The sequence below is a fragment of the Hydrogenophaga taeniospiralis CCUG 15921 genome (assembly GCF_001592305.1).
GTDB lineage: Bacteria > Pseudomonadota > Gammaproteobacteria > Burkholderiales > Burkholderiaceae_C > Hydrogenophaga > Hydrogenophaga taeniospiralis.
In genome coordinates, this window is sequence record NZ_BCWR01000020.1 from 57752 (window position 1) to 73077 (window position 15326).

The following is a 15326-nucleotide window of genomic DNA, read 5'->3' on the forward strand; positions in this document are numbered from 1 at the left end:
GCCCGCCGGATCAGCCGGTGACACGCCCGATGGGCCGGAGTTCGATCAAATTGCCCAGCTCCTGGAATGAGTACACGCGCAGCCAGTCCAGGCGGGCCTCAATCATCTTGCGCACGTAGCGCCGAATGTCCATGGACGTGACCAGTGCCACCCCTTGCGACGGGTTGCCCGCGATGGCGGCGATGCGATCGGTCAGCGCCATGGCGTTTTCTGGCGGCATGGCCAGATAGTTGCCTGCGGGGGTGGGTTTGATGCATTGGCGAATGGCTTGCTCGATGCCCGGGTCCAGCAGGATGGCCCCGAGCTGGCCGCTGCCCGCCGAGGCCTCAAACGCCAGATAGCGCCCCAGGTCGCCGCGCACGTATTCGGTGAGCAGCAGCATGTCCTTTTCCTTGGGGCCCCAGGCAATGAGGCTCTCGAAGATGCTGCGCACGTTGCGGATGGGCACCTGCTCCTCCAGCAGTCGGCGCATCACCTCGGCAATGCGCTGCAACGGCAGGATTTTCTGCACCTCGGCCACCAGCCCCGGGTACTCGGCCACCACGCGGTCGATCACCCACTGCACCTCCTGCACCCCCATGAACATGTGTGCGTGGCGTCGCAACACGTCAAACACCTGGGCGGCGATCACGTGCTCCAGGTCCAGGCAGGCCTGACCCCGCTGGGCGTCGGGCACCGCTGTCGGTGGCAGCCACAGGGACTCGGCCATGCCCAGAATGGGCCCATGGCGTTCGGCGCCGCTGGCCAACGGCGAGGCGGGGTCCGTCACCAGCAGCATGCGCCCGGGCACTTCGTGGCGGCTGGTGGGCACGTCGTTGAGCAGCACGTCAAAGCTGTGCCCCCCCAAGTCGCCCGACACCCACATGGCCGCACCGGGAAAGGGCAGGCCCAGATGCGCTTGCAGCTTGCTGCGCTCGGACTCCAGGGCCACGTCCAGGCGGTCGGCCTCCAGCAAATCGCCCAGCGGGCGCGACATGCGGATGGCCAGCGGCTTGGCAAAGTGCGGCGGCTGCAGCAGGATGGCCGGGGCATCGCCCTTCCCGCCTTCCCGCTGCAAGGCGCTGATGGGCTTGGAAATGACGTTGGCCTCTTCCTTGCGACGGGCCCGGCCCAGCATGTGCGCGGTGGCGGCCAAGGCGACGGCCAAGACAATGAACTGCAATGCCGGGAACCCCGGCACCAAGGCAAAGGCCAAGGTCAATGCGGCAGCCAGGTACATGGCCCGCGGGGTGCGCGTGAGCTGGGCGCTGATTTCCTGCCCCAGGGAACGGGGCTTCTTCTCGTGTTCGTCGGCCACCCGCGTGATCAACACGCCCGCGGCCACGCAGATGAACAGCGAGGGGAGCTGCGACACCATGGCGTCGCCGATGGACAGCACGGCGAAGCGGTTGGCCGCCTCGCCCGCCGTCATGCCGTGGTACAGCACCCCCACCACGATGCCGGCCAGGAGGTTGACCAGCGTGATGATGAGGCCGGCGATGGCATCGCCTTTCACGAACTTCATGGCCCCGTCCATGCCCCCGTGCATCTGGCTCTCCATGGCCAGCAGGGCGCGCTTGCGCTTGGCTTCGTCGCCGGTCATGAGGCCCGCGCGCAAGTCGGCGTCGATGCTCATCTGCTTGCCGGGCATGGCATCGAGCGTGAAACGCGCCCCGACCTCGGCCACGCGCTCCGAACCCTTGGAGATCACGATGAACTGCACCACCGAAATGATGATGAACACCACGATGCCCACCACCAGATTGCCCCCCACCACCAGGTTGCCAAAGCTCTCGATCACGTGGCCGGCGTCGGCATGCAGCAGGATGGCCTTGGTGGAGGCGATGTTCAGCGACAGCCGAAACAGCGTGGTGAACAGCAGCAACGACGGAAAGGTGGACAGCGACACCGCGTTGGGGATGAACAGCGTGGTCATCATCAACAACACGCTGGCGGCGATGTTGATGGCCAGCAGCGTGTCGATCAGCACCGTGGGCAGCGGCAGGATCATCAAGGCGACGATCGCCACGACGAGGCCCGCCATTGAAAGATCGTTGCCCAGGGTGGGGCTGAGGCGGAATGTCATGACGCAGTCTCCAGGTGGGCAATGCTCGCGAGGCACGCCACGCAGGCCGCTTCGTCGGGTGAGCCAATCTATTGCGGGAAAGACCGAGCGCATGACACGCATGCGAAGGGGGGCCCGGGAGTGCGAAGCCGCACCGTTGTGCTGCAAGGTTTCGCACCAAGCCTCAGCGCTTCGGGTTGGCGACAAGGCTTTGTCACGGTGCAGACACCATTTTGGTGCCACCTCAACCGCGCAAGGAGACCACAAGCCATGAACATCGACAAAGCTTCCAGCCCCATGACTCCCGGCCGGAGCACCCCGCTTCCGAGCAACGTGGAGCGCAGCGACTCTTCGCTCGCCCGTGCTGCCGAGAACCCCTCCAGCAGCCACCTTGGCTTGTCGGGCCGCGGCCAGCGCGCTCCAGAGGATGCGGGCTTGTCGCGGCGTTTCGCCGACACGGCGATCTCGGCCATGTCCACAACCAAGACGACACTCGCGGAATTGCTGGGGAGATCCCAGCGCGCCATGCCCCCCGGCGCTGGAGACATCGAGGCTCAGGTCGTCCACGGCACCGGTGCCGCCACCGACGCCGCCGCGGCCGGGGCCACGACATCCGCGCAGGGTGCGTCGGCTGCCGAACGCCCTGCCGCCGCCGTGATGGACCGGCTGGAGAAGGCGATCGAAGCCGCCCTGAACCGCCCGGTGGACACCGACGCGGCCGCCAGCCTGGTCAATGCCCTCCGGCGCATGGGACCGGGTGCGGGAGCCGACCGCGCAGCGACCAATGCCGACCTGATGAAGGGCGTCACGGACGAGAAGGTGAAAGCCTGGTACGCGGCGCAGGGGCTGACAGACGCGAACGTGGAAGCCTTGCGCAGCGCGGCCTTCCGTTCGGGCATGCCAAACCCCACCGGTTCCTTTCTGAACAATGCGATCCAGTACATCGCGTCGCCTTTCACCGGTGCCGACAAAGGCACCTGGGCCGGCGCCGGACTGGGCTTCGCGGCGGCGGCGTTGGGCGCACCGATGAACGCCTTCCAGCAGTCGGCCGTCGTCACGCTGTGCGAGTCGATTCGCGAGCACGGCGGCCCGGTCATCGTTCCCGACAAGAAGAACATCAACGACAAGCACTACCTTCCCGAGCTGTCGAAGACCCTGGAAACTGCCGTGAACGAGTTCAGCGGCGCACACGATGCGCTGCAGAACAAGATGCGTGAACTCGGCTTCGCCGCAGACACCCACCTGCCGTCGAAACTGCAGAGCCTGGAGCCGGCGCAGTTGCAGACGCTGCGCGAGCAGGTGGAGCACCTGGTCCAGAAGGAAGCGAAGCTATTCGACACGCAGCGCGACTTCATGATGACGCAGGGGGCGCACGAGCGTCAGTGGAAGGGCAACACCTACCAGGCCATTCCCCGCACCCTGCGCTCTCCCGCGGCCGGCTACACGGGCCTGCTGAGCAAGGCCAACCTGGGCCAGTTCGTGTCGCCTTCGGCGCAGACGGCCGTCTCCGTGGTGCTGACCGCGACCCAGCACGTGGCCTCCGGCTTCGACGAACGGAACAAGCAGGAATACAACAACAAGCTCAACGTGCTGTACGGCGACTTCTTCACGGCCCAAGGCAATCAAAAGCTCAAGAGCGGTCAGCCGCTCGAAGCCTCTGACATCGACGCGAAGAAGCTGCGCAATTTCGTCAATTTCCCGGAACAGTCGCTCGTGAAGCACGTGTCGGCGGAGACGAAGCGGCAGATCGATGGCTTGGAGAAGGTGCTGAACGACACCAGCGCTCCCGCACGCCCGGCCGCCGACGTCGACAAAGACCGCAGCGCATTGCAGACGCTGAAGGACGACGCGGCCAAGCTCAAGAGCGGCAAACTGACCGAGCTCACCCCGGGCGGGCTGGCGGAATCTCTGCTGGTCGCCTCCGACAAGTCTGCGGTGTCGCCGCAGCTGTGGGCCGACGTGAAGGCCAAGTACACGATGCGGGAGTTTTCGGCACAGACCGCGCAGCGCGTTGGGCAGATGTTCCACATGGGCGTCTTGGGCAGCGGTGCGTCGTCGGTCATCGGCAAGTTATCGTCGGCCATCGTGGGTGGCACCAAAAACGCGCCGCTCCATCAGGCCGTCACCGTTCCCGCCGCGTCCGGCGCCATGGCCTACATCGGCGCCACGAACCAGCACACGGCCATCACGGTGAAGAACAACCGGCGCGAGGCCGCGACGGACCCGGGCCTGACGTCGCAGGTGTGGCGAGGCGTCAAGGGCGGCGGCGCCGAGTTCCTTTCGGATCGGAAGGGCACACAGGCCAGCCGCGAGGCGAACGATCTGCTGGCGCAGGAGGCCATCGGCCAGACGCTGAAGTTCGCCAAGGATGTGCGGGCCGAGTTGGGGCCTCTGCAGACCCAGGCCCAAGTGCCGCTGTCGGCACCCCCGCGCCCCGGCGACACCTCCGCGTCTGGCGTCAAGGAGATTGCCATCAGCATTCCGGAAACGTCTGCAGCAAAGGCACCAGAGTCCTCGGCAGGACCATCGCACAAAGGCAAGGAACCGGCGGGGCTTCGGTGACCCCGCTCCACGGGGCTCGGCAGCCCGGCAGATCGAAGACCTGACACAGGTGTTCCATCCCGCCTTGCGCGAGAACGACGGGTACGCCGAGCAGGCTCGGCGGCGAAACAACCTCTTGCCTCAGGCCTTGCCGGTCAGCACCGGCTTCCAGTGGCGGGCCAGGTCATCCTGGATGTCCATCAGCGCCCGCCGTTGCTGGGCTTTGCCGGCCTGGCAAAACGCCAGGTCGAACCGGGGGCCGATGCGTTCACGCGCCTGTTGGGCCTGCTCGCGCAGCCGCGCTGCGTCGGCGGGGCCGATGTCGTCCACCCGCGCAATGGGCAACACCGGCCTGGGGGGATACCCCAGCATGGGCTCCGGCAAACGGTCCTGGTACAGCAGCGAGGCCCCGATCACCGCCTCCGCCAGCGGCTGTCGGGCCTTGCTCGGAGCGGACATGGCCGACATCCACACATCCGGGTCGGGCACCTTGGACCAGATCTGCAGCATCGCCTGGCTCACCTGGTACACCGCATCAGGGGCCCCCGAAAAGACGGCGGCATGCAGCACTTCGCGCCCCACCGCCTGCTCCAGCTCGGCGGCGGCTTGGGTCCAGGTCTTGCCATCCGGCAGGCGGGACAGGTCGTACACGCCCAGCTTGGTGGCCCAGTGCCCGGGCAGCTGATCGGCCAGGTGCTCGGTGATGCCCTCGTCGATCTTGACGGCGTCCGGGCTCTTCTCAATGGCCCGCAGGAAGTTCGGGTGGGTGTGGCAGTGGATGAACTCGTGGTTGACCACATGCTGTGGATCGGCCAGCGAGGTGTAGGCCGCGATGTGCATTTGCTCGGGCTGCATCCGGTGGTTGCGCCCCACCTCCCCGTAGTTCCCCGCAATGTGGGCCAGGTTCCAGCTGATTTCCGGCGTCACCTGGTTGCAGGCGGCATGGGCGGGAAAGTGGTCGCCATAGGCCGCTTGCACCTGCGCGCGGCCTTGGTCCAGGTTGTGCTGGGTGGTTCGGGCGCCAAACGTGGCCGCCCCGATGGTGGTGGCCACTGGGTGGAAAAGGTAGTCGGTGGGGTTGCGCAGGGCTCGGTAGCCCGCAGACACCGCCATGGCCCCCACCCACAGCTTGGCCATGGCCGCCAAGGCATGGGCCGCATACCCGCCGGCCACCACGGCGCCCGAGGCCAGGCGGCCCATGAAATCGGTGGCTGCTTCTGGTGGCGGTGGGGGTGCCCCCACGCCCTCGCTGGCGGGCGCACTGGGGCGCCGCTGGCGCAACTCACCCAGCGCCGCACGGGGCGGCAAACCCCCATCCGCCGACGCAGCGCCGCGCGAGGCCAGGGCCGGATCGCCTGCTGGGGGCGTTTGACGCGCCGGATCGTTGGTCTCGCGGCCCGCCCCCTCCGCGGGGGCTGCATGGGGGGCCATGCCGCGGGCTGATGGATGGGCCGAGCTGGAAGGGATGGCGGTGAGGGAGGTCATGGTGAAGCGTTTGGGTCGGTGGACAGTGTTTTCAGGTAGCCCACCCAGCGCAGCACCGCGGCCACCGACTCGAAGAGTTCTTCGGGCACCGGGTCGTCCAGGTTGAGCTTGTGCAGCGCACGGGCCAGGGGCGGGTTGCCCACGATGGGCACGCCCGCCTGTTCGGCAATGGCGCGGATGCGCATGGCCTGCGCGTCCATGCCCTTGGCCACGATGATGGGCAGCGCCGTCTCGCCCGGCTCGTAACGCAGCGCCACCGCGTAGTGCGTGGGGTTGGTCACCACCACGGAGGCCCCGGGCACGCGCTTTTCGGGCGGGCTGCTGGCGATTTCATGGGCCAACTGCTTGCGCTGGCCCTTGAGCTGCGGATCGCCTTCGCTTTCCTTGTGCTCGCGCTTGACGTCGTCCTTGGACATCTTCTGATCGCGCTTGAACAACCACAGCTGCAAGCCGAAATCCACCGGCCCCACGACGATGAACACCACGCTGCCCGCGGCCAGCAGCTTGATCATCGTCGTCCAGGCCATCACGCCCACGCCCCTGGGATCGAAGTAGGTGGCCCCCACGAGCAGGGGCACCATGCCCTTGATCAGCACCCACAGCACCGCCGCCAGCGCCACGGCCTTGACCACCATCTTCAGGAAGTCGATGAACGAGCGCACCGAGAACAGCTTCTTCAAGCCTTCGGCCGGGTTGAGCTTGTCGAACTTGGGGCTCACCGGGTCGAACGAGATGTTGACCCCCACCTGCGCAAACGCGGCCAAGGCCCCCAGCGCCACCGAGGCCAGCACCACGGGCAGCACCGTGCCCACGGCGCTTTTGAGGGTGTCGACCATCAACGCCAGCAGGGCGTCATTGCTGCGGACCAACAGCCCTTGCTGCAAGGCCTGCTCCATGATTTGCGAGAGGCGGTCGAACACGGTCTCCGCCATCACGATCAGCACCACCATCAGGCCCACCACGCTCACCGCGGCGTTCACGTCCTGGCTTTTGGGGCTCTGCCCTTTCTTGCGCGCGTCGTCGAGCTTCTTCTTGGTGGGCTGTTCGGTCTTTTCACCGGACATGGTCGTACCCCCTCAAACCTGCCGCCCCACGATGAGCATGTCGCGCCCTGTGCCCTCGGCCCAGACCACGCCGGGCAGCGCGCCCCAAGGGTCGAAGCCGCACTGGGCAAACAGCCGACGACTGCCCATGTTGTCGTGCCAGATGAAGGCCATGAGCCGGTCAATGCCCCACTGCGGCGCTTCCTGCAAGGCGTGCTCCAGCAAGGTCCGGCCCACGCCCTGGCGTTGCCAGCCGCGTGCGATGTAGATCGACACCTCCGCCGCACAGCTGCACGCGGGCCGGTCCGAAAAGCCCAGCAGACTCAGCCACCCCACGGTCTGCCCCTCGGTGTGGGCCACCCACAGGGGGCGGCCAGTCTGCCGATGGGCGGTGAACCAGCCCATCATGAATTCGGGCGTGAGACGTTGGAGCCGACTGCTGGCCAGCAAACGTCCCCCAATGCGGGTGGCGGCATCCGCATGGGCGGGCGCCCCCGGGGGGAGCGAGTCGTTGTAGATGCGGGTCACGATGGAAACATCAAAGAGCGTGGCCTGACGCACGTTCAACGCGGCGTCGGCGGGCAGGTCCGCCCCGGGGATGGGGGCGACGTCGGAAGAGATGTTCAGCATGGTGGTGAAACCTGTGGGGTGATGAGCTGAACCTCAATCTACGCACGCCCCCCACGTGCCGCAGGCAACACACGAAGCCGACGCCGATGCGGCGAAACCCGTCGGCGGGCGGCCCTACGCCGCACGCGCCGTTGGCGGCCACCGGTCCGCAGCCCTTCGTTTTCGGGTGGGATGCTTCGCCCCCAGGGCCGTGGTGCCCAAGAGGCCTGGGCATGCTCGTCCCACCGTGTCCATCTCATCGTTACCCTCTGCGCGAAGCCACGGCAGCACACCGGGTGTGCTGCCGTCCGCGCGGCCCTTGGACAGCGCCCGCGCGGAAACGCCGACGCTGCCCCGCGCTCATCCGGACCCGGCCGCGCCGTTGGCCCTGGGCCGGGCCCCGCTGCGCCCGCTGAACGCGACCGCAGAGCTGGCCCCGGTGCGCGTGCGTTTGCCACCACCTTCGGCGCTGGGTGCACAGGCCGTCCCCGTTGCGGGTCTGCCGGTGGCGCGGCTACCCGGGACGCCCGCCGAACCTGCGGCCACCGCAGCCACAGCCACAGCCACAGCCGCAGCCGCAGCCACAGCCACCGCAGCAGCAGCGCCTGCCGAGGGCGATGCCACCAAACCCCTGGCCATCAAGGCCCAGGTGGAGGACCTGTTGGCGCAGCTGCCGCAGTGGCGGCAGCAACACCCTGCCCTGGCGCAGCAGATGGAAGAACTCGCCCCCGTCTTCCACCATGCGCTGCTGGCCCGCGACGTGTACGCCGACCAGCCATCCTCAGCCCTGTTGCCCGAGGGGTACACACGTTTGTCCGGCAGCGAACTGGCCGCGCTCAACCTGCGCGAAAAGGACCTGGCGGACCCCAGCACAGGCTACTTTGCCGCCGTATACAGAACGCCCGACGACCGGTATGTGTTGGCCAACCGCGGCACCACCAGCGGCGACATGGCCACCAAGGACTGGAAGACCAACCTCCAGCAGGGCGCGGGCCAGCGGGCCAGGCAATACGACCTGGCGATCCGCACTGCCCTCAAGATCACCGCGGCCGCCCCTGGGCAGGTTGAATTCGTGGGCCACTCCAAGGGCGGCGGGCTGGCGCAGGCGCAGGCGCTGGCCACCCACAGCAAGGCCGTGGTGTTCAACGCCGCCGCGGTGCACCACAAGACCCTGGCCCGGCACGACGCGCACAACCGCCATGCCAACGGCCTGGTCCGGGCCTACAACGTGGGCGGCGAGGTGTTGAACCGGCTGCAGGACAAGACCCCGGGCATCGTCCCTTCGGTCCGGGGCGGGCGGTATGAGCTGCCGGCCGTGGTACCGCCAGAGTCCACGCCCGACGGCTTGGCCTGGAAGGGTGAGATGGGGCGCGTGGGCATCCTCAAGAACGCGGTGCAGCTGCACGGCATGGACAGCGTGATCGACTCCCTGGGCTGGCAGTTCGAAAACCTCCGGCGCGATGCCGAGGCACGCCCACCCGCCGCCAACGACCCGAAGAAAAAATAGCAGCGCGTCGGGCCGCCACCTGGCACAAGGTGTCCACCGAGCGGTCGAAATCCCACAGGTCGTCGGTGGACTGGCAAAGGAAGTCGCGGATCAGCTCTTGCTTCTGCACGGCTTCGTCGGCCAGCACGTCGATGGCCGGGTACTGGTTGCGGGCGGCGATCTTGCGCGAGAGGATCATGTGCCCGTCCAGGATGCCTCGCACCTCTTCGGAAATGGGGTCGTTGCCGCTTTCGTCCTCGTACAGCACCGTGTAGAGCGCTGTGATGGAGCCCTTGGCGCCCATGCCGATCTCGCGCTGCGCACGCGGGAAGCGGGTAAGCGAGTCCATCATCAGCAGCAGCTTCAAGCCCTGGTCGCGGTAGTACTCGGCCACCGCGGTGACCACGTGCGCGGCCACCTCGATGCGCAGGCGCCGCCGGCGGCGCGCCTGCCAGCGTCGGCTGGAGGGGAAGTCCAGCGTGAGAAACATGGCGGGGTCTCGGCAGCGATGAATGCGGATGCGCTTCGCTTGCGCCCGCACCGCTTCGGGTGACGCGCCCGCCGCCTGGGTCGGCCGCCCGAGCATGGGAGCCCCTACCAACCCATTCCCCGCATGATGAACAGCGAAGAATGCCTGTCCACGGTTTTTGCCCCCGTCCACCCGAACGAGCAGCAGGTGCTGCTGTCGCTGCTGGATCAGCCCTATGTCCGAGGCACAGGCCTTGCCGACCGAAACCGAGAGGCGCGATGCCCACCTGAAGCACATCCTGCGCACCAAGGAATTGATCGAGGCGCTCGTGGAGCCGCAGCTGCTGGCACGCGCAGCTGCTGGCACGCGCGGCAGCCTCGCAGCCCGGCAGTCCGGCGGATGGCCCGGCGCTGACGGATGCCGGCGGCGTGGACGCCACGATGCAGCGCTTCAGGCTCGCCCATGCCGGCGGCACCCACTTCTTCTCGGTGCTGGAGAAGGTGCGCCACGATGACCGCGACGAGCTTCGGTGGAACTACAACTCGGGGCGCCTGGCCTCAGCGGCGCAGGAATGAGGCAACGGCGCTGCCCCGCACGGCCGGGATCCTGGCCTTCACAAAAATTTCCAGGGAAGGAAACGTGTTCAAGGACAGTCTTGCATTCAGTCGAACCGACATCTTCACGCCTGTGAGCGGCGCGTCGGGCGGCGACGTAGGCCACGGGGATTCGCACCGCAGCCCGGCGTCCGCATCCACGACATCGGAGGCAAAGGGACTGAACCCGGAGCTGGTGCGTCGCTTTCACTCGCTGATCGAGGAAGTGACTGGCGAGCTGATGCGGGATCCCGATCAGGACCACGAGAGCTGTCGTGCGGACGCGATCGCGCTGCTGATCTCGACCTGCGAGCACGTCGAGAGCTCACCCGAGCCCGGAGAGAGCCCGCTGAAATACCTGCTGCTCGAAGAGCAGCGCAAGGCAGTTGTTGCGCAGGGAAACAAGATCGGGACACCCGACGACTCGTACACCTTCTTGAGAGCATGAGGAGATTGGAATGTCGATCAATGGCATGAGGTTCCCGTCGAGCATCGCAACGTTCCAGCCAGCGTCCACCGCGGGCGATGCCGCGACGGCGAAGAGCCTGGCGCCCACCCCGGGTGCGGGCGACGCGCTGCAGGGCGATTTGCCCCACAGGCTCCCGCGCGACCACGAGGGCGCGATCCCGCCCCGGGCGGCGCTGGCGATGTTGGCGTCCGTCCAGGCCACCACGGGTGGTAAGCCGACCACGCCTGAGGCGATTGCCGCCAAGGTGCGCCAACAAGTGGGGGCCGGCGAGGTGCTGCTGCGCACGCCGCACAGCGCCGCTGCCCTGCAAGCAGCGCTACTGACCGCAGCGCGGGGCTTGACGGCGCTCGACAAGGAGTCCCAGCGCCCGATGGCCAAGTGATCACACCTTGGCGTCGGGCCGCCGGTGATGCCGTTGAGGCGCCGCTCAACAGTCTTCGGTCGTGCCCGGGTCGACGGCCCGGGGCACGTCGGGCGCCAAGGTGCCGTAGTTGGGTTGGTTGAGCAGTTGATCGAAGGCCTGCAGCACCTGGCCCGCGGCCTGGAGGCCCGTCGCCGCCGCGACCGGTTTTCCCATCGAGCGGACCACGCCGGCCAGCTCGACGAACAGCGACTGTTCGGGCCAGCCGGCGGTGCGGCGCCGCGCTTCGTCGAGGAAGTCGCCACGCAGGTTGGGCGGCACGCTGCTGTAGGCCACCTGGCTCACGTCTTCGCTCTCCAACCTTTTGCGCACGATGTCCTCAGCGCCGCGGGTCAATGACAAGAGGGCGTCGTAACGGGACAAGCCCTTCAGCGCATGGTCGGCCACCTCGGCCAGCCAGCGTGCCTGCACCGCGTCGAACTGCCACCGCGTGTCGTTGGCCACGGAGCCGCAGTGCGAGTCTTCGCGCAGATGGGCGACGGTGCGCATCCAGCCGTCCATGATCACGTCGTCGTTGCGCAGACGGGCGTCGCTGCCGATAGCCTCGGCCCAGGCATGGTCCATGAAGCTCGACTTGGCGATCCGCGTCATCGCCGGCGGCTCCGCCACGACGGCACGGGCATCGGCCACCACCCGGGCATGCTCGCCGCAGTTGCCCGCGCCGTAGTAGCGCGCGGCCACCACCTTGGCCAGGAAATCCTTCGCCTGTTCTGCCGCCGCCTCTGAAGGAAAGTGCTCCCGCAGCTTCTGGCCGAGATCCGCCGGCCAGCACCTCTGGAGCAAGGCCATGTTGATGTTCGTGCGTCGGATGGCGGCGGCGGCTTCGGTTGGCGGCGTGAAATCCATGGAGCGCAGGAGGAAGGTCGTGGCATCGCGCTGCAGCTGCACCGCCACGTAGGCCTCGCTCTGGCTTGCCTGCAGGTCTGCGCGGACATTGCCGCGCCCGAGATGGAGCGCGCCCACCCCCGCGTCGATCGCCTGCTGGCCGTCGACGAGCGACCGCACCGTTGCGCGGTCGTCCACCGTGCGGCCGGCCGCAGTGCGTGCCAGCAGATAGGCCGCGACGGACACCTCGGCCGGCGCCAGCCGTTCGCGCCGGCTCTGTGCGAGGGCTGCGGCGGCTTCGGCCGCCGGGGTGCCCGCTTCGTGGCGATGCGAGAGCCGTTGGCGCGGCGCCAGCGAGGTGGCCGTGCGTGACGCGTCAGAGGGCAAGGGCGGCAGCGGCGGCGGCGTGGGGAGCTGGCTCGCGGGGCTCGCGGCAGGCGACGGCGCGGGGAAAGTGGGCGCGGGCGCCGCCGGGAAAGTGAAGGCCGGCGCCGCCGGGCTCTCGGTGACGGAAGGCTTGGAGGCGCAAACACCCATCGCGGCAGCTCAGTTCGGGGCCTTGTCCATGCCGTACTCGTCGCCGTCAGGCCTCGGCCACCTGCACCAGCGTGCCCACCGAGCGCTCGAAGTCCCACAGGTCGTCGGTGGACTGGCAGAGGAAGTCGCGGATCAGCTCTTGCTTCTGCACGGCCTCGTCGGCCAGCGCGTCGTTGCCGGGTTTGTATTCGCCCATCTGCATCAGCGGTTCGATCTCGTCGAACTTGGCCATGAGCTTTCGCAGCTTGCCCGCCGCAGCCTGGTGGGGCTTGGGCACGATTTGCGACATCACCCGCGACAGGCTGCCCAGCACGTCGATGGCCGGGTACTGGTTGCGGGCGGCGATCTTGCGCGAGAGGATCATGTGCCCGTCCAGGATGCCTCGCACCTCTTCGGAAATGGGGTCGTTGCCGCTTTCGTCCTCGTACAGCACCGTGTAGAGCGCGGTGATGGAGCCCTTGGCCCCCATGCCCGCCCGCTCCAGCAGGCGCGGGATTTCGGCAAACACCGACGGCGGGAAACCGCGCCGTGCCGGGGGTTCCCCGGCGGCCAGGCCAATCTCGCGCTGGGCGCGCGCAAAGCGCGTGAGCGAGTCCATCATCAGCAGCACCTTCAGGCCCTGGTCGCGGTAGTACTCGGCCACGGCGGTGGCCACGTGGGCGGCCTTGGCGCGTTCGCTGGACGAGCGGTCGGACGTGGCACACACCACCACCGAGCGCGCCATGCCCTCCTCGCCCATGATGATTTCGATGAACTCGCGCACCTCGCGCCCGCGTTCGCCGATCAGCGCGATGACGCTGATGTCGCACTGCGTGCCCCGGGCCAGCATGCCCATCAGTGTGGATTTGCCCACGCCTGCTGGCGCGAAGATGCCCATGCGCTGGCCTTCGCCCAGGGTGATGAGACCGTCGATGATCTTCACCCCGGTGGGCAAGGGGCGCTCGATCATTTCACGCTCCATGGGCGTGGGCGGCAGTGCAAACACGGGGCGGGACTCGGTGGTGTTGACCGGTCCCTTGCCGTCGATGGGGCGGCCCAGGCTGTCGATGACGCGGCCCAGCAAGGCATCGCCCACCGGCACGGACAGCACCTGGCCCAGCCCCATCACACGCGTGCCGCCACGCACCCCGAGGATGGAACCGAACGGCGACAGGATGCTGCGCCCCCCCGAAAAACCCACCACTTCGGCGGTCTGCAGCACGGTGCCGTCTTCGTCGATCACCTCGCACAGCTCGCCCAACCGGGCGTCGAGGCCGCTCACACGCATGAGCGTGCCGATGACTTCGGTGACCTTTCCGATGCGGCCCACCATGGACGCCGAGGCCAGCTCGGCTTCCATGAGTTGGGTGAATTGGTGCATGTCGCTCATGGCGTGTGTCGGTGGGTTGGGGGTGGTGTTCAAGCCGTGGCGTGAGCGTCTTCGTGCACGCCCAGGCCCAGGCTGTCGCCCTCGCCTTCGGTGAGGGCTTTGCGCACGGCACGGTCCATGGCGGCGCGCAGGCCGTCCAGCTGCGTGTGCAGGCTGGCGTCCAGGATGCCCACTTCGGACTCGAACACGCACCCGCCGGGTTTGAGGGCGGGGTCCACCTTCACCTCGATGTGCAGTCCATGCACCTGCAGGGCGTCGAGCGACCCGATGGCGGCTTGCGCGTGTTCGTAATCGGCCGCATTCACCCGAAGTGCCAGGGCCGAGGCGCCCTGCGCCAGGCCCTGCACACTGCGCAAGGCGCGCTGGTAGAGCCCCTGGCGCTGCTCGGTGTGCACGATGCGCTCCACCGCGGCCGTGACGATGGTGGCCAGCTTCTCATGCATGCCGCGCACCATTTGCGCCTTGTCGATCACACGCCCCGTTTGCTGTTCGTGCCATTCGAGCGCGGCTTTGCGAAGACCGTCTTCGTACGCCTCCTGGCGCACCCGCTCGGCATCGGCCAGGGCGTGGTCGCGCAGCTGGGCCGCCTCCTGGCGGGCCTGTGCCAACAGGGCCCGGGCTTCGTCGTGCGCGACCTGCACGATGTGGTCATGGCGTTCTTCCAGCGCCTGGCGCAACTGGTCGAACTCGGCCAGTGCGCCCACGTGGGCGGCGGGCACGATGCCGTCTTCCACCCCCACGTCGCCCGTGCGTCCGTGCAGCCAGATCACCATGGGGCCTCTCCTTCATACAGTTCATTCAAGCGCCGGAGGGCGTCTTGTGTGGACACATGGGGGCTGGGCACAGCGCTCAGGGGCACGGGCCAGCGCGCGGGCAAGGCCAGGCGAACCATGCGGCGCAGGCTGCGGTGCGACCACACGCCCGCGTGCCACAGGTCGGCATAGCCCACGCAGGCCCACTGAATGGGCATCCACGCGGCCACCGGCGCGGGCACCACCGGGCCTTCGTGGGCCACGGCGCGCAAGGCCCCCAGGGCCGGGCCCAGTGCCGACTCGATGGCCTGGCGGGTGCGCCGTTCAATGCAGCAGCGCATCACGCCGGGCCGACTCAACAGGGCCAGGGCGCACAGGCGCGACAGCAGGGCATGCCGGTCCAGCAACGCCAGCCGTCCACCTGGCGTGGCCAGGGTGGGCAGGTCGGGCAGCGGGCCACAACGGCGCAAAAACAGCGACGCCATGGCGCGCCTGCGGGCCGCGCTGGGTGGCAGCGGTTCCAACGCCGAATGCACGGCGGCCCATGCCGTCCAGCTGGGGTCCGTGCTGTGGGGCAGGTGCTCCAGGCGGTGTTGAAAGGCCAGGGCCAGTTGCGCCAGGCGAACAGGCTCTGGACGTGCACCAGGCGGGCTTGCGACAACGGCATCAAGGGCGTGCATCGG

At 68.1% G+C, this 15326-nt stretch carries 13 protein-coding genes and 1 pseudogene; 5 read left to right on the forward strand and 9 right to left on the reverse strand.

Translation table 11 applies throughout. The features are described from left to right. Positions 1–10 precede the first annotated feature (10 nt). The gene (sctV, locus tag HTA01S_RS21590) at positions 11–2065 is read right to left on the reverse strand and encodes a type III secretion system export apparatus subunit SctV (RefSeq protein WP_068175134.1); all 2055 of its coding nucleotides are present in this window, start codon (positions 2063–2065) and stop codon (positions 11–13) included. 249 nt (positions 2066–2314) lie between these two features. On the opposite strand from sctV, the gene HTA01S_RS21595 reads away from it, so the two are divergent. Then, positions 2315–4606: a hypothetical protein gene (locus HTA01S_RS21595; protein ID WP_068175136.1), complete on the forward strand. Its 2292-nt coding sequence runs from the start codon at positions 2315–2317 to the stop codon at positions 4604–4606. Positions 4607–4726: 120 nt separating this feature from the next. On the opposite strand, the gene HTA01S_RS21600 is transcribed toward HTA01S_RS21595, so the two are convergent. Genes HTA01S_RS21600 through HTA01S_RS21610 form a run of 3 tightly spaced genes read right to left on the reverse strand, consistent with a single transcriptional unit; the run spans position 4727 to position 7743 of the window. Continuing rightward, entirely contained in the window at positions 4727–6070 is a 1344-nt protein-coding gene (locus tag HTA01S_RS21600) for a hypothetical protein (protein WP_157572223.1), read from the reverse strand. Next, positions 6067–7134 (reverse strand): type III secretion system export apparatus subunit SctU, encoded by a 1068-nt coding sequence (gene sctU, locus HTA01S_RS21605; RefSeq protein ID WP_068175141.1) that lies wholly within the window; start codon positions 7132–7134, stop codon positions 6067–6069. The genes HTA01S_RS21600 and sctU overlap by 4 nt, the downstream gene beginning before the upstream one ends. 12 nt (positions 7135–7146) lie before the next feature. Continuing rightward, entirely contained in the window at positions 7147–7743 is a 597-nt protein-coding gene (locus HTA01S_RS21610) for a GNAT family N-acetyltransferase (protein ID WP_068175144.1), read from the reverse strand. A 298-nt stretch (positions 7744–8041) separates the two neighbouring features. On the opposite strand from HTA01S_RS21610, the gene HTA01S_RS26080 reads away from it, so the two are divergent. Continuing rightward, positions 8042–9229: an Mbeg1-like protein gene (locus tag HTA01S_RS26080; protein WP_068175146.1), complete on the forward strand. Its 1188-nt coding sequence runs from the start codon at positions 8042–8044 to the stop codon at positions 9227–9229. Between the two features lie 13 nt (positions 9230–9242). On the opposite strand, the pseudogene HTA01S_RS26085 reads toward HTA01S_RS26080, so the two are convergent. Continuing rightward, positions 9243–9623, reverse strand: a pseudogene (locus HTA01S_RS26085) (EscN/YscN/HrcN family type III secretion system ATPase); the annotation flags it as partial. A gap of 482 nt (positions 9624–10105) precedes the next feature. On the opposite strand from HTA01S_RS26085, the gene HTA01S_RS25440 reads away from it, so the two are divergent. The 3 genes from HTA01S_RS25440 to HTA01S_RS21630 all read left to right on the forward strand — a co-directional run bounded on the left by HTA01S_RS25440 (position 10106) and on the right by HTA01S_RS21630 (position 11121). Then, the gene (locus HTA01S_RS25440) at positions 10106–10252 is read left to right on the forward strand and encodes a hypothetical protein (RefSeq protein WP_157572224.1); all 147 of its coding nucleotides are present in this window, start codon (positions 10106–10108) and stop codon (positions 10250–10252) included. A 64-nt stretch (positions 10253–10316) separates the two neighbouring features. Beyond that, positions 10317–10718, forward strand: a complete 402-nt coding sequence (locus HTA01S_RS21625; protein ID WP_068175151.1) for a hypothetical protein — start codon at positions 10317–10319, stop codon at positions 10716–10718. Positions 10719–10743: 25 nt separating this feature from the next. Then, entirely contained in the window at positions 10744–11121 is a 378-nt protein-coding gene (locus HTA01S_RS21630; protein WP_157572225.1) for a hypothetical protein, read from the forward strand. A 45-nt stretch (positions 11122–11166) separates the two neighbouring features. On the opposite strand, the gene HTA01S_RS21635 is transcribed toward HTA01S_RS21630, so the two are convergent. The 4 genes from HTA01S_RS21635 to HTA01S_RS21650 all read right to left on the reverse strand — a co-directional run bounded on the left by HTA01S_RS21635 (position 11167) and on the right by HTA01S_RS21650 (position 15323). Further along, entirely contained in the window at positions 11167–12372 is a 1206-nt protein-coding gene (locus HTA01S_RS21635) for a hypothetical protein (RefSeq protein WP_157572226.1), read from the reverse strand. A gap of 196 nt (positions 12373–12568) precedes the next feature. Continuing rightward, entirely contained in the window at positions 12569–13891 is a 1323-nt protein-coding gene (sctN, locus tag HTA01S_RS21640; protein WP_068175157.1) for a type III secretion system ATPase SctN, read from the reverse strand. Positions 13892–13920: 29 nt separating this feature from the next. Then, positions 13921–14664: a type III secretion system stator protein SctL gene (sctL, locus tag HTA01S_RS21645; RefSeq protein ID WP_068175158.1), complete on the reverse strand. Its 744-nt coding sequence runs from the start codon at positions 14662–14664 to the stop codon at positions 13921–13923. Continuing rightward, positions 14658–15323, reverse strand: coding sequence for a type III secretion protein HrpB4 (locus HTA01S_RS21650; protein ID WP_084236440.1), 666 nt, complete (start codon positions 15321–15323; stop codon positions 14658–14660). The genes sctL and HTA01S_RS21650 overlap by 7 nt, the downstream gene beginning before the upstream one ends. Between the last annotated feature and the right edge of the window lie 3 nt (positions 15324–15326).